At 54.8% G+C, this 18127-nt stretch carries 16 protein-coding genes; 14 read left to right on the plus strand and 2 right to left on the minus strand.

What is annotated here, in order from left to right:
- Positions 1-185 precede the first annotated feature (185 nt).
- Both AACY50_RS24990 and AACY50_RS24995 read left to right on the plus strand, forming a co-directional pair.
- The gene (locus AACY50_RS24990; protein ID WP_339539343.1) at positions 186-431 is read left to right on the plus strand and encodes an XRE family transcriptional regulator; all 246 of its coding nucleotides are present in this window, start codon (positions 186-188) and stop codon (positions 429-431) included.
- Entirely contained in the window at positions 403-669 is a 267-nt protein-coding gene (locus AACY50_RS24995; protein ID WP_339539301.1) for a hypothetical protein, read from the plus strand. Before AACY50_RS24990 ends, AACY50_RS24995 begins: the two co-directional genes overlap by 29 nt.
- A gap of 14 nt (positions 670-683) precedes the next feature.
- Here the strand turns inward: AACY50_RS24995 and AACY50_RS25000 are convergent, their stop codons facing one another.
- Entirely contained in the window at positions 684-2159 is a 1476-nt protein-coding gene (locus AACY50_RS25000; RefSeq protein ID WP_339539302.1) for a MobA/MobL family protein, read from the minus strand.
- A gap of 257 nt (positions 2160-2416) precedes the next feature.
- Here AACY50_RS25000 and AACY50_RS25005 point away from each other — a divergent pair, with 257 nt between their 5' ends.
- The 4 genes from AACY50_RS25005 (at position 2417) to AACY50_RS25020 (ending at position 7684) form a co-directional block, all read left to right on the plus strand.
- Positions 2417-2857 (plus strand): conjugal transfer protein TraD, encoded by a 441-nt coding sequence (locus AACY50_RS25005; RefSeq protein WP_339539303.1) that lies wholly within the window; start codon positions 2417-2419, stop codon positions 2855-2857.
- 46 nt (positions 2858-2903) lie between these two features.
- Positions 2904-5552: a type IV secretory system conjugative DNA transfer family protein gene (locus AACY50_RS25010; RefSeq protein WP_339539304.1), complete on the plus strand. Its 2649-nt coding sequence runs from the start codon at positions 2904-2906 to the stop codon at positions 5550-5552.
- Entirely contained in the window at positions 5549-6655 is a 1107-nt protein-coding gene (locus AACY50_RS25015; RefSeq protein WP_339539305.1) for a hypothetical protein, read from the plus strand. The genes AACY50_RS25010 and AACY50_RS25015 overlap by 4 nt, the downstream gene beginning before the upstream one ends.
- A gap of 285 nt (positions 6656-6940) precedes the next feature.
- Positions 6941-7684, plus strand: coding sequence for a CPBP family intramembrane glutamic endopeptidase (locus AACY50_RS25020; protein ID WP_339539306.1), 744 nt, complete (start codon positions 6941-6943; stop codon positions 7682-7684).
- Between the two features lie 150 nt (positions 7685-7834).
- On the opposite strand, the gene AACY50_RS25025 is transcribed toward AACY50_RS25020, so the two are convergent.
- Positions 7835-8194 carry a hypothetical protein gene (locus tag AACY50_RS25025; protein WP_339539307.1) on the minus strand — a complete coding sequence of 120 codons (360 nt, stop codon included), beginning with the start codon at positions 8192-8194 and terminating at the stop codon, positions 7835-7837.
- Between the two features lie 829 nt (positions 8195-9023).
- Between AACY50_RS25025 and AACY50_RS25030 the strand changes: the two genes are divergently transcribed.
- The 8 genes from AACY50_RS25030 (at position 9024) to pqqF (ending at position 18123) form a co-directional block, all read left to right on the plus strand.
- Positions 9024-9650, plus strand: a complete 627-nt coding sequence (locus AACY50_RS25030; protein ID WP_339539308.1) for a hypothetical protein — start codon at positions 9024-9026, stop codon at positions 9648-9650.
- A 728-nt stretch (positions 9651-10378) separates the two neighbouring features.
- Positions 10379-10687: a DUF3077 domain-containing protein gene (locus AACY50_RS25035; RefSeq protein ID WP_339430495.1), complete on the plus strand. Its 309-nt coding sequence runs from the start codon at positions 10379-10381 to the stop codon at positions 10685-10687.
- 156 nt (positions 10688-10843) lie between these two features.
- On the plus strand, positions 10844-11587 hold the full coding sequence (locus tag AACY50_RS25040; protein ID WP_339430219.1) for a HipA family kinase: 744 nt from the start codon (positions 10844-10846) through the stop codon (positions 11585-11587).
- Positions 11584-12393 carry a DUF3037 domain-containing protein gene (locus tag AACY50_RS25045; RefSeq protein ID WP_339430220.1) on the plus strand — a complete coding sequence of 270 codons (810 nt, stop codon included), beginning with the start codon at positions 11584-11586 and terminating at the stop codon, positions 12391-12393. Before AACY50_RS25040 ends, AACY50_RS25045 begins: the two co-directional genes overlap by 4 nt.
- Positions 12394-12514: 121 nt before the next feature.
- The gene (locus AACY50_RS25050; protein ID WP_007966501.1) at positions 12515-12976 is read left to right on the plus strand and encodes an Lrp/AsnC family transcriptional regulator; all 462 of its coding nucleotides are present in this window, start codon (positions 12515-12517) and stop codon (positions 12974-12976) included.
- A gap of 204 nt (positions 12977-13180) precedes the next feature.
- On the plus strand, positions 13181-14863 hold the full coding sequence (locus AACY50_RS25055) for a flavin monoamine oxidase family protein (RefSeq protein WP_339464440.1): 1683 nt from the start codon (positions 13181-13183) through the stop codon (positions 14861-14863).
- 12 nt (positions 14864-14875) lie between these two features.
- Positions 14876-15670: a carbon-nitrogen hydrolase family protein gene (locus AACY50_RS25060; RefSeq protein ID WP_339539309.1), complete on the plus strand. Its 795-nt coding sequence runs from the start codon at positions 14876-14878 to the stop codon at positions 15668-15670.
- A gap of 38 nt (positions 15671-15708) precedes the next feature.
- The gene (pqqF, locus tag AACY50_RS25065; protein WP_339539310.1) at positions 15709-18123 is read left to right on the plus strand and encodes a pyrroloquinoline quinone biosynthesis protein PqqF; all 2415 of its coding nucleotides are present in this window, start codon (positions 15709-15711) and stop codon (positions 18121-18123) included.
- Positions 18124-18127: the final 4 nt, after the last annotated feature.

The following is an 18127-nucleotide window of genomic DNA, read 5'->3' on the forward strand; positions in this document are numbered from 1 at the left end:
TGAACGACCTGGGCTTTGAACGGTTTGGGATAAGAGCTTCGTTGGCGCATGAAAATCCTGGCGATTAAGGGCGATCGCGTCCGCTTAAAAATACGCGGACACCATCGCCCTTAATGCTGGAGTTTTGAAGGTGACTTGGCCAGACGCTTACGGTCGAAGCAGGCAGCGGCAACGTATACACTGATATTGGCGACCCTGAAGCGAAGGAAATGCTGGCCAAAGCACAGACGGTTTCCTCAATCATCCGACTCATCGAGGAAAAAGGGTTGTCACTTGGAGACGCAGCACGACTGGCGGACGTTCCACAGGTGCAGCTAAGCGAGCTTCTGATCGGTCGCTTTCAAACTAACGCCCTGATCGATTTGGAAGAGATACGAAAAAAAATCCGGGACTACACAAAACATGACGACCGTATCTATCGAGCAACCTAGCTACTGGCGAGACTATTTCATCACCTTAGACAAAACTCCGCTTGGCCTTGCCGTTTGGCGAGGAGTTTTCGACGATACGGAACTTTGTGAAATCCTCACACAGCCAAAAGAATCCGTCGAAGATGCTCTTCAGCGACACCAACGCAAGTTGAAAGCCATGCTGAAGGCCCTAGAGGAAATCAATCTTCCTGAACTGGAATGGCTACCACCCAAAGTGCGGCAACAGTTGGAGATGTGATAGCCCAATCACGTTTAGCGCTCGATATCCGTCTCATGGGAATTCTGCTCTTTCGTGAGACGAAGTGCGTCAGCGTCGGACCTCATCTGCTCAAACGTCTTGGACGCGCTGGAATACTCTTGGTCAGGCTTTAGCGCGTGATCTCTGACGTGACCTCGCTCCGCTGCTTTGGCTCGCATCTGCTCAATGCTGGAAACGTTCTGACCAACTACATGGTCGCGGCCTATTGCGTGCCCACTGTGGACCAACTGGGCCTTCATCTGCTCCGTTGCGCTGGATAAGCAGACACTATCCTGGTCCCTTTCCCGCTGTAATTGATTAATCAATCGCTCTCCGTCATCGCTTCGCGCTTGCTCCATTCTACGGATCTGGTCGCGGACCTCCTTCTCCTGGTCTGATCGCTCTTTTTGGTCTCGCAATTCTTGAGCTAACCTTTCTGCCTCCGGAGTCTTTTCGATGTGTCGCATGGTTTCAAGGTTCTCGCGGCGCTCATTTTTTTGGGAGAGAGCTGTGGCGATTCGCCCAGCCTCTTCTCTACTCATTCGCTCAGCTCTTTCTTTATCTGTAGAACTACGATTGGATTTATCTGACATGTCGCTTTGCCTCCCGACCGCACCGGTCGAAATGATGGTCTGTTGCGGGCTACCGTCCGAGTTGTTTGGCAAACAAGTTCGCCGCTCACGCTCTTTCTCAAGGCTAATAATCACAGCTCCAGCGCTCGGCACTTCGCGCCGTAAATCATCACGAGATCGGGAAAGCTCGGCTCGGGCCTGTCGGAAGTCGATCACCTTTGCGCGTAACAACGGATCTCTCCACTCGCTAGGCAAATATTTCCGCTCTGGGGATAAGCCAGTATTCCGTTCGGCATGGCTGCGCATGTCGATCCTCTCTGCAAACCCAGCTCGCTGTAGATGTGTGTTGCAGCTCGTCTCCCAGCGGTATCGCAACTGCCGTAACTCCGCTTTACGCTCATCTGCACTCAGTGTTAATCCAGCGCTTGGACCATATCCTTTACGAGCCCCACCAATAGCTGGATTCTTGGAGTTATAGCGCTTGAAGTACTGCTCAGGATCACGTTCGTAGCTATCACGCTGCCGCTCACTGAACATCAAGTGCAGGTGGGGCTGCTCTCTGCCGTCTGCTGCTTTCGGTGAGTGAATCGCCCATTGATAAGCGTGGCGCGCACCTATTTCCTGGCGCACAAAGTCATGCACCAGGTCTACACGCTGCTGTGGTGAAAGCTCACGGGGTAATGCTATTTCCATCTCTCGGTAAGTAGTGCCATTTTTGCGCTCATTCGCGTCGGCGGCGTTCCAAAACTCTTGGGGACAATTCTGAGCCCAAGCCGGCATGTTCCCGGACTCGGTCGCCTCCAGTTTTTCATTTCGATCCAGTCGCGCGGCGTACTTACCCTCGCGGGCGATGTAGGCCGCATGCGGCCCTGCCTTCCCAACTCTCCCTACCTTCATACTTAAACGGCCAATAGCCATATGCGCATTACCTCTACGCTTCTGAATTTTCGCGCTCGCGAAAATATGCCTTAGCATTTCGTTTTATTTTTCGCGCCCGCGAAAATTTCGCTTTTGATTTTCGCTTCTGCCCCCGGCAGGGCGCGCTGTTTCTGAGGAACGAAGAAACAACTAAGCGCGCCTTCCAATACTGGAAGGATAAAGCAGTCCGCGCTCGCATTACACATATAAAAGTTATAATAAAAACCCTAAAAGCAAACTTAGCGTAATTAAGCGAAATGAAAGATAAATGGCTAACCGATAGAATTCTCTACATAAAAAACCTCAGAAACCCAAGTGACCAGCAGCGATTGCTTTTGATGCTTTCAGAGAAAACGAACCGTACGAGCGATGAAGAGCGAAAGTTCGGTTTTATCCTCAAGGCGGAGTGGGCAGAAGCCAAGGCACAGAAAGCAAGAAGCGATGTAGCTCGCATCGTTAATGCGGAAAAAGAGTCAGCAAGAAAAAACCGAGATCGCGAGCTTTATCAAGCAGCGGGACTACTCATATTGGCGGGCCTCGTCGATACGAAGACAGGAAGCCCGTTGATTGATCGCGGCGAGCTACTAGGCGCTCTGATTGGGGTTGAGGAAACGTCCGTCACCGATGCGGTGAGGACTGAGTGGAAGCGAACGGGAGACGCACTCCTCGCGAGTCGTGAGCGGCCAAGAAAAAATTAGCGGCTACCAGCCGTACCTTAATCACTTTTTTGAATAGGCGATAACAATGAGCACCTCAAAAAATAGTTTTTTTGATGACCCTGTATCAAAGACAAAGTACTGGCTTCTCCATCATGAACAGAAACGAATGCGTACTGTCATCAGGCGCAAGTATGAGAGTGTGCTAGATCCACAAGTTTACTGGATCAGCGGAACGGATACTGAACATGACGGGTTATCAAATGATCGTATCGAAAGAATGGCTCAGCGGCTCTCGCTGTCTCAGATTGGTGTTTTCCTCGCCCAACGTATTTGGGCAAAACGAACTTGGTTGGTTGTTCCGGCGCTAGCGCTCATCGGATTGTTTTTTACTTATATTTTAGTGAGCAAGGCTGGAACGACAACAAACGACACTCTCATCCCACTGGCATTTACAATCACTGTATGGTTTAGCGTTTTGCTGTGTTGTTCTGCAACACTCTTTGGCCCTCTGATCGCTCAAGTACTCCTGCCAAGAACACCAGTACGTCAGGATGAAATCGACTCAGTGAAAAGCATCATTTCCCGGTGCGTCATTCGTGATTTGGAGCCAGGAACTCCGCCAGACTTGGCAGACCGCGCCAGACTTTTGGTGACAGACTCCCACGGCCAGTCTGTCACGGGACAAGTACTAGCCACCGACCTAGAGTTTTCCGCTGTTCGGTCTGAATGGATGACCACAAAGGCTGTGCTGTTCATGGTGGGTTTAGTAATGCTAACTCCAGCGCTCGCAATCTCATCGCCCATGCTCGCGGTCTTGGATTATTTCGCCCTTTTGGTGTGGAAACGTGTGGCCTTCTGGATTCCGCGTGATCAGGAAAAAGCACAACCAGCACAGAAGGAAGCGGACCCGTCTGTATTCCTCCTCGTCATCCAAATAGTCATTATCCCTGCCCTGATTTTTGGAGGACTCTCGGCGTCCTATCGTGAACATCTGGACACATTTGTTCGCCTGGATGCTCAGCTGATTAATTGGCTATACGTTCTAGGTATGTGGGCTTTCGCGATCTATCTTACCTTCACGGCCAAATCCCCTCTTACGGTTCGCGCAATGCTGCTTGATCAAGCCGTGCGTGAAAGCGGTACCGAACTGTTAATCGACAAGGCCGGGCGCGCATATTTCCAACACTTGGAGGAAGCACGCAATGAGCAGATCAAAAACGCCAAAACGGACTGCTCTCCGTTCATCCAACTCGGAACCAGTACTGGCCTATTAGCGCAACGACGTGACCCGCTAGCGCCTACAGAAGCGGGTATACCGTTTGGCCTATCCGTTACAGACCTGGCTACTCATGTCGGTGTGCTAGGAGCTAGCGGCACGGGCAAAACTTCAGGGGTCATTCGTCCGCTCACAAAACAGTGGATCGACAGCGATCTAGGAGGTCTTCTGGTGCTCGATGGTAAGGGAGCACTGCCGCTTGAGCTCCATGGCATCGACGGCTACACGCTCATCAGCCCGGACCACGGTCCATTCAATCCAATCTACGAGATGACGCCAGATGCTCTGGCTGATGTTCTGCCCGACGTATGCGACGACGGAAAAGGAGATACCTTCTGGCGCGACTCTGCCCGCCTCATGCTGCGTATGGCGGCAATCCTAGTGGAAGCCCATCCTGATCTTCCCTACACGCTGACACAAATCCAGCAGTTTTGCCTGGCAAGCCATCAAGAGCGAGCGGACTGGCTAGACCCTATATCCAATGAGATTGACCACAGCGGGCGCCTGCTCGCCGCCGCTCACTACTGGCTGCTGGAGTATCCCGACTTCCCAGAGAAGACTGCAGGTTGCATCAGTAACATGCTGCGAACCTGGCTGGGGAACATCCTGCTTCAAGAAAAGCTCGGTCCATGGGTCAACACAACCGATACCCAATTCAGGGTTGAGGGTGTAATGACCGGTCAGAAAATCGGACTTCTGCTACCGGAATCGGAATACGGGATTGGCGGGGTTGCGATCTCGGCCTTATGCATGCGGCGAGTCTACGACGCGGTAAAAAAGCGCGGCGACAATTGGCAACACCTACAAGGTCACCGGCCCGTGCTACTTGCAGCCGACGAGGTACAGAATCTATTAACTAAAGCAGACTTAGAGACTGTTCCTGTTGCCCGCAGCCTGGGGCTGTACCTAATGTTTGCAACGCAAAACGTCGACGGTTTATATAAACGCCTGGAGCGTGATGGCGCGGTTCAGATGCTCGGCAACCTGGCCAGCATCATTGCGTTAGCCCCTCGTACAGACGATTCAAACAATTACATTTCCAAACGTGGCGGCCATGTGTGGAAGGCCTCAACACAAAGCTTCCAAGGCCTACCAGACGCAGCAAGCGACCTTGGCCTATACGCTAACTCAGGTACGGATCAAGCAATGCAATCGACGACGCTGAATCGCCAGAGTCGCTATGGCGCGCCACGCCTGTCTTACGCTATCGGTCTCTGGCACCGTCAGTGGACTCCCAAGGCCATGAATTGGCTGAATGGAATGGTAGTGCCTGATGATTTAAATCAGGCACCGCTGCGCCCTTCACTACAGCTAGAGCTATCGCCCCTTATCCAGCCCGATGAGATTGATACGCTGCTCGCCATCCCAGGTACTGCCATAGCGATCATCAATCGTGGACGAATTCAACGTCGTGACGTAATCCGGCTGTATCCAAAAGAACATGGGGGTGCAGCATGATGACTACCGAAATTCGTATGCCCGTGATGCGTGAAGCAGAGGGTCGCTGGTATTGGCCTGGGTCCACGTCTCCGACCACCCTCCTTGCACTGGCTCTGCTTTTAGCAGCAATCGTATATGCCTACCGATACCCTGCAATGAAAACTGACGAGGCAGTTCAACGCATTGAAGCAATCAACGCGTTGAGCGCCCAATCGGTGCAACACACTGAAGCGGCACTTTCTCGCCTGCAAGTTTTGATAGCGAACCAGCCTGAGTGGCTGCGAGAAGTTGCGACTCAGCAGACGTCTAACCTCCGAGCGCAGCTGTCGCGTATCAAAGCTCCAAGCAAGGAACAGGTGCTTCAGAAAGCAGCGGAGCAACAGAAAAGATACGATCAGGCACAGCAGCTCATTGAGACATCGCCCTTCAAAGGTCTTACGAAACAACAGGTGCCGCTGAGCGTTGAGGGGAAATTATTTCTAAGTGCGCTTGAGGTCAAACGTCCCTCTCGTTTCGACTATCAGCGCTTGTCAGATGGCGTACTTGATGCCCTGTCGGTGCTGCAAGAAGGATTCAAGCTACAGGCTCAGACTGAGAACCTGGTTCATCAACTGGATGTGCAATTGAACGGCGATAAGGCAGGCGCGCTCGGGCCAGCAGCACTAGCAGAGCAAGCTTCCGATTATTACGGTAGAGAACAGCCGTCCGAGCTGCGGCAGGCACTGCCTACACCTACAGCACCCATTGACACGCTCAGCAGCGCGATCCGTAAAGCGGAGAGAAACGCAGAACGCCAGGAGCAACAGGCAAAGTTGGAAGCTCAGAATCAAGCACGTCAGGTAGAGCGGAACGCCCTACAGGCGGAGCAGCAGGCAGAACGCGAGCAACAGAAAGCACAGCGTCTGTCTATTCAACGCCAACGTGACACTGATCGCCAGGCCAGCGCATCTGCCGAGGCTACACGCAGAGCAGAGCAAGACTCCGAGCGCCGGCTAGCGGCGGCAAAACGCCAATCAGAAGCTGCGGCAGAGGCGAAGCAAAGGGAATGTACAGCCAGCATCATGGCGAGAGCCAGATGCGCGGCCCAAGGTTATAACCCACTGACGGGAGCTAAAAATTGATAGCCGTGAAAGATCGACTGTCTGTCTCTGCTTCACAGGGGCCTTCATTTTCTCGCGCGCGAAAATCATAGAGGATTTGAAATCCTAATCTACGCGGTGAATAAATAGTGCATGCAGCTCGTTTAGAAGCCCAACCCTGTGCTTCCAAACGAGCTGGTGATAACCAGGGTGACTTGTCGCGCTGGGTATCACCAGCAACCATGAATTTTCGCGCCCGCGAAAAAACCGGTGACACCACCCATTTTCGCGGGCGCGAAAATCTGAACATTACGAGAAGTGAAGATAATGGCAGACCAAGCAACGAACGACTCTGAAACATCCAGACCAAAAACGTGGCACCTATTCTGGGGTAATCACGGTTTGGCACTGATGCCATGGCTGCTCATAGGCCCTGCCGTTTACGTGATTTACCGGCAGCTCGTTAAAATACTCATGGAGAATGTTCCATACCTCACTCTGATAGCCTATGACGTCCCCATTCTTTATGGTCCACCTGCAATTCTGCTTGTCGCAGTTCTATTGCTGCAGAAGCGACTCAGACCACACGACAGCTTGTTGGGCACAATTAAGCGTCGCCATCTAGTAATTGGTCTTGTATCGGTGTTAGCAGCTTATGCAGTCAGTATCGGGGGTTCCATTTCTCTCGGCTTTGGCAGAGAGCTGTCGATGCAAGGACTCGGATTTGGCAAAAGCGAGCCGCAGTACCTGCTTATGGTCATCTCATTACTAATCCTGCCGCCTATTGTGGAGGAAATTGCATTCAGGCACTTCATCCTTGGCATGCTGCCGTTCAAGCACAATTTCCTCGTAGCTACTGTGGCAGTGACCCTTTCATCTATCTTTTTTATGTACGCGCACTTAGACCGCTACGATTTCTGGCCTACACACGCGTTGATGTTTACCCTAGGGGTGATTTTTTCTGTGGCGAGGATTCAGACAGGCGGACTTTTGCTACCGGTGATTCTGCACAGCGCGGCGGTGGCAATTGCTCTTACTGCCAACCTCTTCTGGGGCTCTTTGGGTGGGTGAACTTTTGCGTAATCGTTGTGAATGGTTTTAGACATTCCCTCAATGAAGGCGGTGATGAACAACTCCCATATAGAAACGCAGATAACCTCCAACGTCGTGAAACAGCGATGGGGGCCACCCAAGCATGCCAGCAGCCCACGTCATGATTAGTTAGGACTGAATGTCCATGCGGTCATATCGCACAGCGCCGTCCGCGTGCACAGTCAATCTTAGGTCGCGGTTTGCTAGCACCTCATCCCCGATCCCCATGCAGCTTTCAACGACTACCGTGGCCAATGCAAGCTCAATCACCGCCTTGTCAATTGCGTCTTCACTGCCCCTCGCTTTGACGACCTTGACCAGCTCGGCACCAAAAAAAGGGATTGCCCCCTGAGCGAATTCAAGTCCTTTTTCCATGGCAGCGGGCTTACGCTTTGCAGCCAATTTCAAAATGTAGTCGGCTGGTAACTCTCGGCTACCGTCAAACCATGACTCGCCTTTGCTATTTAGTAAGTGAACATCACACCGCATGACTCGTTCCTTAAGTAGAGAGTGAGGGGGCATTCTAGGCAGCCTCATCGGCTAGGCGCAAATGTCACTGAGTGCGTAATGCATTCCACTTGGCCACCCGCTTGCATTGCCACTGACCATTCAATTGCATTCGACCCTGACCAGGTGTTTGCATCGGAGTTGATCAGCACACTAGGTGTCCATGACCGGCAGCTAGCGTGGTTGGGGGCGAGGCGGCTATCCGAAAAAGCTGAGGGTTGGCTATCCGCCGAAATCTGATGTTTCACCAGCCTCCTTGCATGGCATCATAATGCTATTATCAGAATTCCGAGCAAATCACATTTGGTGGTCACATGGAAATAGGTGATAAAACAGCAGCGGGTTCTGCCATCGCCACCGGTGCGGCAGCTGGCATAGCCAATGCTTCCATAGTTTATGGTGGGGCTGTTGCTGCTGCGAATGCGGCAGGCCTGACCGGTGCGGCCGCAACCAGCTCCGCACTAGCCACACTCGGTGGAGGTGCCGTCGCTGCGGGTGGTGGTGGAATGGCCGCAGGCGTCATGGCTGTGGCCAGCGCAGCAGCGTGGCCTGCGGCTGCAATAGCGGTTGCTGGGTATGGTGGTTATCGTTTGTACAAGTGGCTGAAGTAAGTAGTAAACCCCGCGGCCTGATGAAGTTGGAGTAATCAGAAGACATGATCGCCTGCTTTAAAATCTCAGGATCATTTCGGTTAAGTGTTGAATTAAAATTGATCCGTCCCATTTTTTGAGTGATCTGCTCTGTAGGAACAGGGATGCAGTGGGTCGAGGCTCTGATGTGACAAAGTGGCGTAAAACCCACGTGTTTTGCCTTGTTATTTGACTGGAAGGAAATTGCCTTGGTGTTCGAAAGTTTTTATGCAAAAGATTGGGTCCAGGTGTCCACGGCTTTTGCCTTTGTAATAGTAATTTTATTCACCCCCCTAATGTATTGGCGTATCAGCCAAAAACTAAAAGGAGATGTTAAGAAAAAGTTCGTCGAGGCAGCCTTCGACATCTACGGCGTGGTGCTTTTCCTTCTGATCGCACCTGTTGGCTACCTCGCCCTTTATTTTTTTGGATCGCAGTCTAAGTTCATGCTGAACGACCCGATGGCTTGGGTTTGTTTTGTAGGCGGCGCAGCTGCAGTTTACGATCTAATTCGCGCCAGGCTAGCATTGAAGTCCGCTAAAGTCTCAACTCGCTGCAATGAAAGGACTAAATATGTTTTTATGCTTGAAAGATTAACCAAGCTTGCGCTGTGCCTCTCTTTGATCCCGCTGCTTTACGGGATGGTGATGATTGGCGTTACAAACCTTATGGACCCAACCTCCATTAACAACATGCTGTGGTTCTTAACATTCATGATAACGGGCTTGGCAGTTACCTATGCCGTTGCGTCCAAAACACTCCTCCTCGTTTCACAAGCCTATGCATCGAACCCTGAGCTAGGCTGCTAAGCAGTGTGAGACGGGAAAAGAGGAGTTTTCTATTTCCCCTACGTGCTTCGATAAGCTAGAGAGAAGTTTTGCAGTGAGGATCTCACTGGCTTGCGCCATGCGGTGTACCCAATTGAGGCTGCGGACTTGTGCTGGGGTGGCGGCGTACCGGTACAACAGCGGTACAGTCATGACCTATCGCAGATTTCTAAAAACTACGCTAAACCCACGGTTTACGCCGCTTTCAGCTTTGCGTACCTACGTTACTCTACGGACGGTTTTATTAAGCTTGCAGCGTTTCTAGGCAACTCATAATCCTTTGGTCCACGGTTCAAGTCCGTGTGGGCCCACCACTTTGAAAGCCGCGCTAAATGCGCGGCTTTTTATTGGGCGATGGTTTGGTCTATACGAGTGCAATGCTCGGAAGACTTCCCCGAGGGCTGTAGGCAAGTTCCGAAGCGGTGGTTTGAGGCGGTTTGGCGCCTGTTGGGCTTTTCTTTGACGGGATACTCTCAAGGCGTCGCTGCTCATCAGCGGCCAGGCTTGGAAACCCGATTAAATTAATGACAACAACGCTCTGCCTTCGTGATCGCAAAGATTTTTAGTCTGCGATCCAGATTTATGACGGCTGCGCGCGGGACGTCTTCGGACGTGCCGGTTTCCTGATTTTCCGGTTTCCAACCTGCGCGCAGCTGTCACCCATTCGCATGGAAACGAATGCGGTGCCTCTTCAAATTAGGAGTATCACCCTGACTGAAAAAGACTCGTCCACGCCTTCTGACCTGAAAACCATCGGCCTTACCCCCTTCATCTACGGCTCCAATCAACCCCTTTTCCACGTCAGCGCCGGCCTCCCGATCGGCGTTGCTCTGTCTCAAGCCTCCGACCTGCTGTTTCTCGTCAAAGCCTTCGCTGAAGACGCCGCTTACGACAAAAAAACTGACCGCTATGCCTGGGGCGCTCATTTTCTGGCGGCGATGAGCAAAGCGGTGATTGATGATGTAGTGAAGGTCATCAACCATCAACGCTTCGCGACACGCAACCAAACGCAGGTTTAGCACGACCTTCCTCGATTCGCGCCCCGGTGAATCGGGGCGTCGATGCCACTACAGCCTGATATCCAATGATATGTAGCCTGGAAATGATTAGGAGGCATGGTGCATCGAGAAGCAGACCAGTATTGTCTGCCAAGCAGATTTATGAGGGAGCCATGAATGGCCGTCGGTAACTACGTAGAAGCGGTGGAGATCATTCGTCGACTGGAAGGAGGGATAACACGCCCATTCCTGTGTCGTGCAAACAATGACCAGCACTATGTGGTCAAAGGCTTGGAACTGCCGCCCGCCGAACGCATTGCCGAACTACTCTGCGCTCGTTTGGCTGCCCAGTTCGGCCTGCCGATCCCCGAGCACGGCTGCATCTATGTCGATCCAGCCTTGTTGCGTTATAACCCGCAAGCTCGCAGTGATCTCGGTCCCGGGGACAGTTATGCCCTTGCCTACATCGCCGATGCGGCTGACCTGCTGTATTCACAAGCACTACTGGTTCCGAGCAGCCTTCAAAAAGCCGTCTTCGTTTTTGATTACTGGGTCGGTAACAGTGATCGTCAGTTGGGACCATTTGGTGGGCGCCCGAATCTGCTGATGTGCACTACCAACAATCAGCTACAGCTGATCGATCACAACCAGGCATTCCAATGGCCACTGGATGCTTCAGGGTTTGCTGAAAGCCATGTGTTTGGCCCCGAAAATCGGGCATGGCGTTTGGATCTGGTCGACAAAGTTGAATACGCTCAGCGGATGCATGACACTGCTGGACGGTTTCGTGACATATGCTCAGATATTCCCGAGGAGTGGTGTGAGTCCATCGGAGCACTCGGACTGGAAACACTGCTTGAGGAAATCGAACGCAACCTGATGCTTTGCCAATCGGACGAATTCTGGAGCGTCCTGAAATGAAATACACCTGCCTTTACAGCATTGTGCGCTTCGCGCCTTTTGCGGAAACCGAAGAGTTTGCCAATGTGGGCATCGTTCTCTCGGCGCCTGCTATTGGCCGTATGGAGTACAAACTCGCTCGTAAAAATCTAAAACGGGTCAATCATTTCTTTGAGTGCAGCAACCTTTTCGGCAAGGCGATGGAAATAGCCCAAAACGAACTGGACAGCATTCGCCTCATGTCAGCAGGCGCTCAAGAGTCGCAGATCGTTAACCACTTTCGATTCATGACGGAGCCGAAGGAGTCGATGATTCGCTTCAGCCCCATGCGATCAATACTTGTAGAAAACCTCGACGCGACCCTCGCTACGCTGTTCAACCGCTACATAGATCGCCAAGGCATAGGCCGCGAGCGGCGCGAAGAGGTCATGGTTCGAGAGATTCGAGAATTGTTTTCGCAAGCATCTATTCGTAGTTTTCGCGATGACACCCTGACTGGCGACCTGACTAAACTGCATCTCCCCTTGGTGCATCGCAACAAGGTCGTGGCAGCTATCAAACCCTTGGCTTTTGATCAGTCAGAGCCCAGCGCAATACTCGATCACTGCGATCAGTGGCTGATGAAATTCGTGAGAGCGGAACAGGAAGGCATAATTCAGCTGCAAAACGTGCTCATACCCGTTAGCACTCCTGCAGAGACTGAATCACCTCGCCACCGCAGAGCGGTGCAAGTTGCCAAGCAAAGTATTGAGGCACATGGTCTACAGCTGGTTGATTTTCAGGCAACACAGAAAATCGCCGACTTCGCACAGCGCTACGCTCAATAGTCGATATTCGCTCGATAGGCACCGCAACTGCGCGGCTTTTCCGTTTTTGTGTGATGTCTATATCTCACCCGTTGAGCCTGTAACATGCGCAACCCATAGACCCGCGACCATGGAGCCCCCCTTGCCCGACACCCGCCCACCCGCGCTTGATGAAATCGACCGCCAGTTGATCGCCGCTCTGCAAATCAACGCCCGCGAAAGCGTCGCCATGCTCGCCCGGCAGTTGGGCATTGCGCGCACCACCGTGACTTCAAGGCTGGCACGCCTGGAAAAGGCCAAAGTGATCACCGGTTATGGTGTGCGTTTGGGGCAACGCGTAGTCGATGGCGGGTTGCAGGCGTATGTCGGGATCAAGGTGCAGCCGCGCTCCGGCAAAGAGGTGTTGCGCCGGTTGAGTGCGATGGCGCAGGTGCAGCAGTTGTGTGCGGTGAGCGGCGAATTTGATTATGTGGCGTGGTTGCGCACGGATTCGCCGGAGCAACTGGATCAACTGCTGGATCAGATTGGCAGTGTGGATGGGGTTGAGAAGACCACCACGTCGATCATCTTGAGTAGCAAGATTGATCGGGGACAGCCGGTTTAATCGCGGGTGGCTGAGAGAGCCTCATCGCCAGCAGGCTGGTTCCCACAGTGCGGTGTGTAGCACTGGCTCGTCACTTTGATCGATAAACTGGCAAAACGACGACACTTTGCGTCTTATTAACGTGTCCCAGGCTCCCTAGAATGGCTGGCATCTTTTCCTATACTCAGACGCGCATCCAGCGTCGGGTCGCCAGCAAGGTCAGCCATGAACAAGAACAATCGCCATCCTGCAGACGGTAAGAAGCCAATCACCATTTTCGGTCCGGACTTTCCGTTCGCCTTCGATGACTGGATCGAACACCCGGCCGGCCTGGGCAGCATTCCCGAGCATCACCACGGCGCTGAAGTGGCGATCGTCGGCGCCGGCATCGCAGGTCTGGTGGCGGCTTATGAGCTGATGAAGCTTGGCCTCAAACCGGTGGTTTACGAGGCCTCGAAGCTGGGCGGCCGCCTGCGCTCGCAAGCGTTCAACGGCACTGACGGTATCGTCGCCGAACTCGGTGGCATGCGTTTCCCGGTGTCCTCCACTGCGTTCTATCACTACGTCGACAAACTCGGCCTCGAAACCAAGCCCTTCCCCAACCCGTTGACGCCCGCCTCCGGCAGCACCGTGATCGACCTGGAAGGCAAAACCCATTACGCACAAAGCCTGAAGGATCTTCCTGCCCTGTTTCAGGAAGTGGCTGACGCTTGGGCCGATGCATTGGAGGCGGGTTCACAGTTCGCCGATATCCAGCAAGCCATTCGCGACCGTGATGTGCCGCGCCTCAAAGAGCTGTGGAACACTCTGGTGCCGCTGTGGGATGACCGCACCTTCTACGATTTCGTCGCCACGTCCGAGGCGTTCGCCAAGTTATCGTTCCATCACCGCGAAGTGTTCGGTCAGGTTGGTTTCGGCACCGGCGGCTGGGATTCTGACTTTCCCAATTCGATGCTGGAAATCTTCCGGGTGGTGATGACCAACTGCGACGATCACCAACATTTGGTGGTCGGCGGCGTTGAACAAGTGCCGCAGGGTATCTGGCGCCATGTGCCACAGCGCTGCGTGCACTGGCCTGAAGGCACCAGCCTGAAGTCCCTGCACCGTGGCGCGCCACGTTCAGGCGTGAAGAAAATTGCCCATGCGCCCGATGGCCGTTTCGCCGTCACCGACAACAACGGTGACACCCGCGAATACGCCGCCGTGCTGACCACTTGCCAGAGCTGGCTGCTGACCACGCAGATCGAATGCGACGAAACCCTGTTCTCGCAAAAGATGTGGATGGCGCTCGACCGCACCCGCTACATGCAATCGTCGAAAACGTTCGTGATGGTCGATCGGCCGTTCTGGAAGGACAAGGACCCGCAAACCGGGCGCGACCTGATGAGCATGACCCTCACCGATCGCCTGACCCGTGGTACCTATCTGTTCGATAACGGCGACGACAAACCGGGCGTGATCTGCCTGTCGTACTCGTGGATGAGCGACGCCTTGAAGATGCTGCCGCACCCTGTGGAAAAGCGTGTGGAACTAGCGTTGAACGCGTTGAAAAAGATCTACCCGAAAGTCGACATCGCCGCGCGGATCATCGGCGATCCGATCACGGTGTCGTGGGAAGCCGATCCGCATTTCCTCGGTGCATTCAAAGGCGCCCTGCCCGGCCACTATCGCTACAACCAGCGCATGTACGCGCACTTCATGCAGGACGACATGCCAGCCGAACAGCGCGGGATTTTCATCGCCGGTGACGACGTGTCGTGGACGCCGGCCTGGGTCGAAGGCGCAGTGCAGACTTCGCTCAACGCGGTGTGGGGGATCATGAACCATTTCGGCGGTTCTACACATAAAGAGAACCCGGGCCCGGGTGATGTGTTCAAAGACATCGGCCCTATCGCCCTGCCTGAGTAAGAGGAATCCCTGATGCGTGTAGCCCTTTACCAATGTCCACCGCTGCCACTGGACCCCGCCGCCAACCTGCAACGCCTGCATCGATTGGCGATGGAGGCCAACGGCGCCGATCTGTTGGTGCTGCCGGAGATGTTCATGACTGGCTACAACATCGGCGCCGAGGCGGTCAGTACATTGGCCGAGGTCTACAACGGTGAATGGGCGCAACAGATCGGCCGGATCGCCAAGGCTGCCGGCCTTGCGATTGTGTACGGTTATCCCGAGCGCACTGCCGACGGGCAGATCTACAACGCTGTGCAGATGATCGACGCCCAAGGCGAACGCCTGTGCAATTACCGCAAGACACACCTGTTCGGTGATCTCGATCGCTCGATGTTCAGTCCTGGCGAAGACGCGCTTCCCGTGGTTGAACTCAATGGCTGGAAGCTCGGTTTCCTGATCTGTTACGACCTGGAATTCCCGGAAAACGCCCGGCGTCTGGCCCTGGCAGGCGCCGAACTGATTCTGGTGCCGACGGCGAACATGATTCCGTTCGATTTCGTCGCTGACGTCACTGTCCGCTCGCGTGCCTTCGAGAACCAGTGCTACGTGGCTTACGCCAACTACTGCGGCCATGAAGGTGACATTCACTATTGCGGGCAAAGCAGCATCGCCGCGCCGGACGGCAGCCGCAGGGCTCAGGCCGGTCTGGATGAGGCCTTGATCGTCGGCGAACTGGATCGGCAGTTGATGATCGACTCCCGCGCCGCCAATCACTACCTCAGCGATCGCCGCCCCGAGCTTTACGGCGCGCTGAACCAGCGCTAATCCGCTAGCATTGGCACTTCACTGTTCTGGAAGTGCCCATGCCTGCGCCGACTCCCCCCCGCCCCCACACCGAAACCCTGGCCAACGGCTTGCGCGTAACCCTGCGTCATGCGCCCGGTTTGAAGCGCAGTGCCGCCGCGTTACGGGTGGCTGCCGGCAGCCATGACGTGCCCTTGGCGTGGCCGGGGCTGGCGCATTTTCTTGAGCATTTGCTGTTCCTCGGCACTGAGCGTTTTCCTGCGAGCGAAGGGTTGATGGCCTACGTGCAAGGTCACGGCGGGCAGGTGAATGCCAGCACTGACGAGCGTACGACTGACTTTTTCTTTGAGTTGCCAACGCAATCGTTCAGCGTCGGGCTTGAGCGTCTGTCAGACATGCTCGCCCATCCGCGTATGAATCTGGACGATCAGTTGCGGGAACGGGAAGTGCTGCAGGCGGAATTTATCGCTTGGTCGCAAGATCCTGCGGCGCAGCAGGATCTTGCGTTGTACCAAGGTTTGCCAGCCGAGCATCCCTTGCGCGGGTTTCATGCGGGGAATCGGGCCAGCCTGCAAGTGGAGCAGCCGGCGTTTCAAGAGGCGTTGAAGGATTTCCACCAGCGGTTTTATCGCACCGGGCAAATGACATTGAGCCTGGTGGGGCCGCAGAGCCTTGAACAATTGCGCGCACTGGCCGTGCAGTTTGCGGCGACGTTGCCGGCCGGGGATCACGTTGCGCAAGCCGTGAGCCTCCCGCTGGCGGTGAGCCGTTATCAACAGGTCGGTGAACAGCGCTGCAATCTGCTGTTTGCGTTCGACGCGTTGCCCGAGTCGTCGGCTGAGGCGATGGCGTTTCTCTGCCATTGGCTCAACAGCGCCAAACCAGGTGGATTGCTGGCGTACTTGCGGGCACAGGCTCTGGCTGACGGCCTGCACGCAGCGCCGCTGTATCACTTTGCCGGGCAGGCCTTGCTGCATCTGGCATTCAATGCACCCGCCGAATCGCTGGGTGCCATTGGCGAACACGCGGGCGACTGGCTGAGTTTCTTCGCGCAACAGGATTGGGCGCCGCTGCGCAAGGAATACGCCGCCGTGCTTGCGCGTCAACAACAAGTCAGCGCGGCGTTGCCACTGGCGCGGCTCGACAGCGAGCAACTCGAAAGCGGTTTGTCGGAATCGGGCGCGAGCGCGCTGAAACGAATGCTGCGTGAAATGGGCACGGTGGATAACTTCAGTCACCACTGGCACCTGCCCGCCGCCAATCCTTTCCTGCGGGCCAACGAGCCGCTGGCCAACGCCGGACTGATCCGCGGACAAACCAGCGCCCACCGAGGCCTGCGCACGTTTGCTCAGGATCGTTCACGCGGGCGTCGCGAACGTTCGCCAATGCAATTGAGTCAGGCCTTGCCGGACAACGGTGATGACGGGGCGATTTATCTGCGCTGGCAACTGGAGGCGGCGGCCTCTGCAGCTCTGCAATCGAGGCTGCTGCGCAGTCTGCGAGCAACTCAGGATGATGCGCGTCAGGCCGGGGTCGAGTTATCGCTCAGCATGGGCGGCAATCAATGGCTGTTGAAACTGACCGGGCTGCAAGAGCCCATGCCCAGCGTCCTTGAGCACGCGCTGAAATGTCTGACGCAAGTTGACACCGATTCCCTGCTGGGTGAGGCGCAAGCGGCGTTGATACCGATCCGCCAACTGCTCAAGGCACTCCCGGAGCATTGTCTGCAACCCGCGAACACCTGCGATGACGCCAAACACCTGTGGACAACTTCTCGCTGGGATGGCCTGGCGTTGGGCCTTCATCCACAGACTCAATCGGCAATGGGCCTGGCCCTGAGCCGTATTCCCGGCATACCGGACAATCAGTTGCCGGCACCGACAACGATCACCACACAACATTTGTGGCACCCCATCGAGACAGCATCCAGCGAACACGCCTTGTTGCTGTTCTGCCCGACCGCCGGGCGCGACATCGCCGACGAAGCCGCATGGCGCTTGCTCGCACAGCTTTGCCAGACGCCGTTCTATCAACGCCTGCGGGGCGAGTTGCAGTTGGGTTACGCCGTGTTCAGTGCACTGCGGCAAATCCATGGAAAGGTCGGGTTGCTGTTCGGCGTGCAATCACCAAACGCCACGACTACAGAATTGCTCGGCCACATTCAGCAATTCCTTGAAGGCATGTGCGCATTGATCGAATCCACCGACGAGGCCTGTCTCGACCAACAGCGCCAGCGCCTGGCGGATCAGTTCGACAGCACCCATCTGCCTTTCAAGGACGCTGCCGAACTGCTCTGGCAGGCTAAACTCGCCGGCCACCCGTCGGATTATCTGGAGCAACTGGTCGCGGCAATCGGCCAACTGAGTCGACCGACATTGCTGGCCGCTGCGCAACGGTTGACCGCTGCCGAAGGCGGCTGGCACTGCCTCGCCAACGGCCCAATACCGGGCGCCCCCTGGCAAGCGGGAAAATGATCAT

This window comes from Pseudomonas sp. RA_15y_Pfl2_54 (genome assembly GCF_963971015.1).
GTDB lineage: Bacteria > Pseudomonadota > Gammaproteobacteria > Pseudomonadales > Pseudomonadaceae > Aquipseudomonas > Aquipseudomonas baetica_A.

Bases quoted from the DNA above. Each gene is read 5' to 3' on its own strand.
- AACY50_RS24995 (WP_339539301.1), top strand. From the start codon at position 403: ATGACGACCGTATCTATCGAGCAACCTAGCTACTGGCGAGACTATTTC.
- AACY50_RS25000 (WP_339539302.1), bottom strand. From the start codon at position 2,159: ATGGCTATTGGCCGTTTAAGTATGAAGGTAGGGAGAGTTGGGAAGGCA.
- AACY50_RS25005 (WP_339539303.1), top strand. From the start codon at position 2,417: ATGAAAGATAAATGGCTAACCGATAGAATTCTCTACATAAAAAACCTC.
- AACY50_RS25010 (WP_339539304.1), top strand. From the start codon at position 2,904: ATGAGCACCTCAAAAAATAGTTTTTTTGATGACCCTGTATCAAAGACA.
- AACY50_RS25015 (WP_339539305.1), top strand. From the start codon at position 5,549: ATGATGACTACCGAAATTCGTATGCCCGTGATGCGTGAAGCAGAGGGT.
- AACY50_RS25020 (WP_339539306.1), top strand. From the start codon at position 6,941: ATGGCAGACCAAGCAACGAACGACTCTGAAACATCCAGACCAAAAACG.
- AACY50_RS25025 (WP_339539307.1), bottom strand. From the start codon at position 8,194: ATGCGGTGTGATGTTCACTTACTAAATAGCAAAGGCGAGTCATGGTTT.
- AACY50_RS25040 (WP_339430219.1), top strand. From the start codon at position 10,844: ATGGCCGTCGGTAACTACGTAGAAGCGGTGGAGATCATTCGTCGACTG.
- AACY50_RS25045 (WP_339430220.1), top strand. From the start codon at position 11,584: ATGAAATACACCTGCCTTTACAGCATTGTGCGCTTCGCGCCTTTTGCG.
- AACY50_RS25055 (WP_339464440.1), top strand. From the start codon at position 13,181: ATGAACAAGAACAATCGCCATCCTGCAGACGGTAAGAAGCCAATCACC.
- AACY50_RS25060 (WP_339539309.1), top strand. From the start codon at position 14,876: ATGCGTGTAGCCCTTTACCAATGTCCACCGCTGCCACTGGACCCCGCC.
- pqqF (WP_339539310.1), top strand. From the start codon at position 15,709: ATGCCTGCGCCGACTCCCCCCCGCCCCCACACCGAAACCCTGGCCAAC.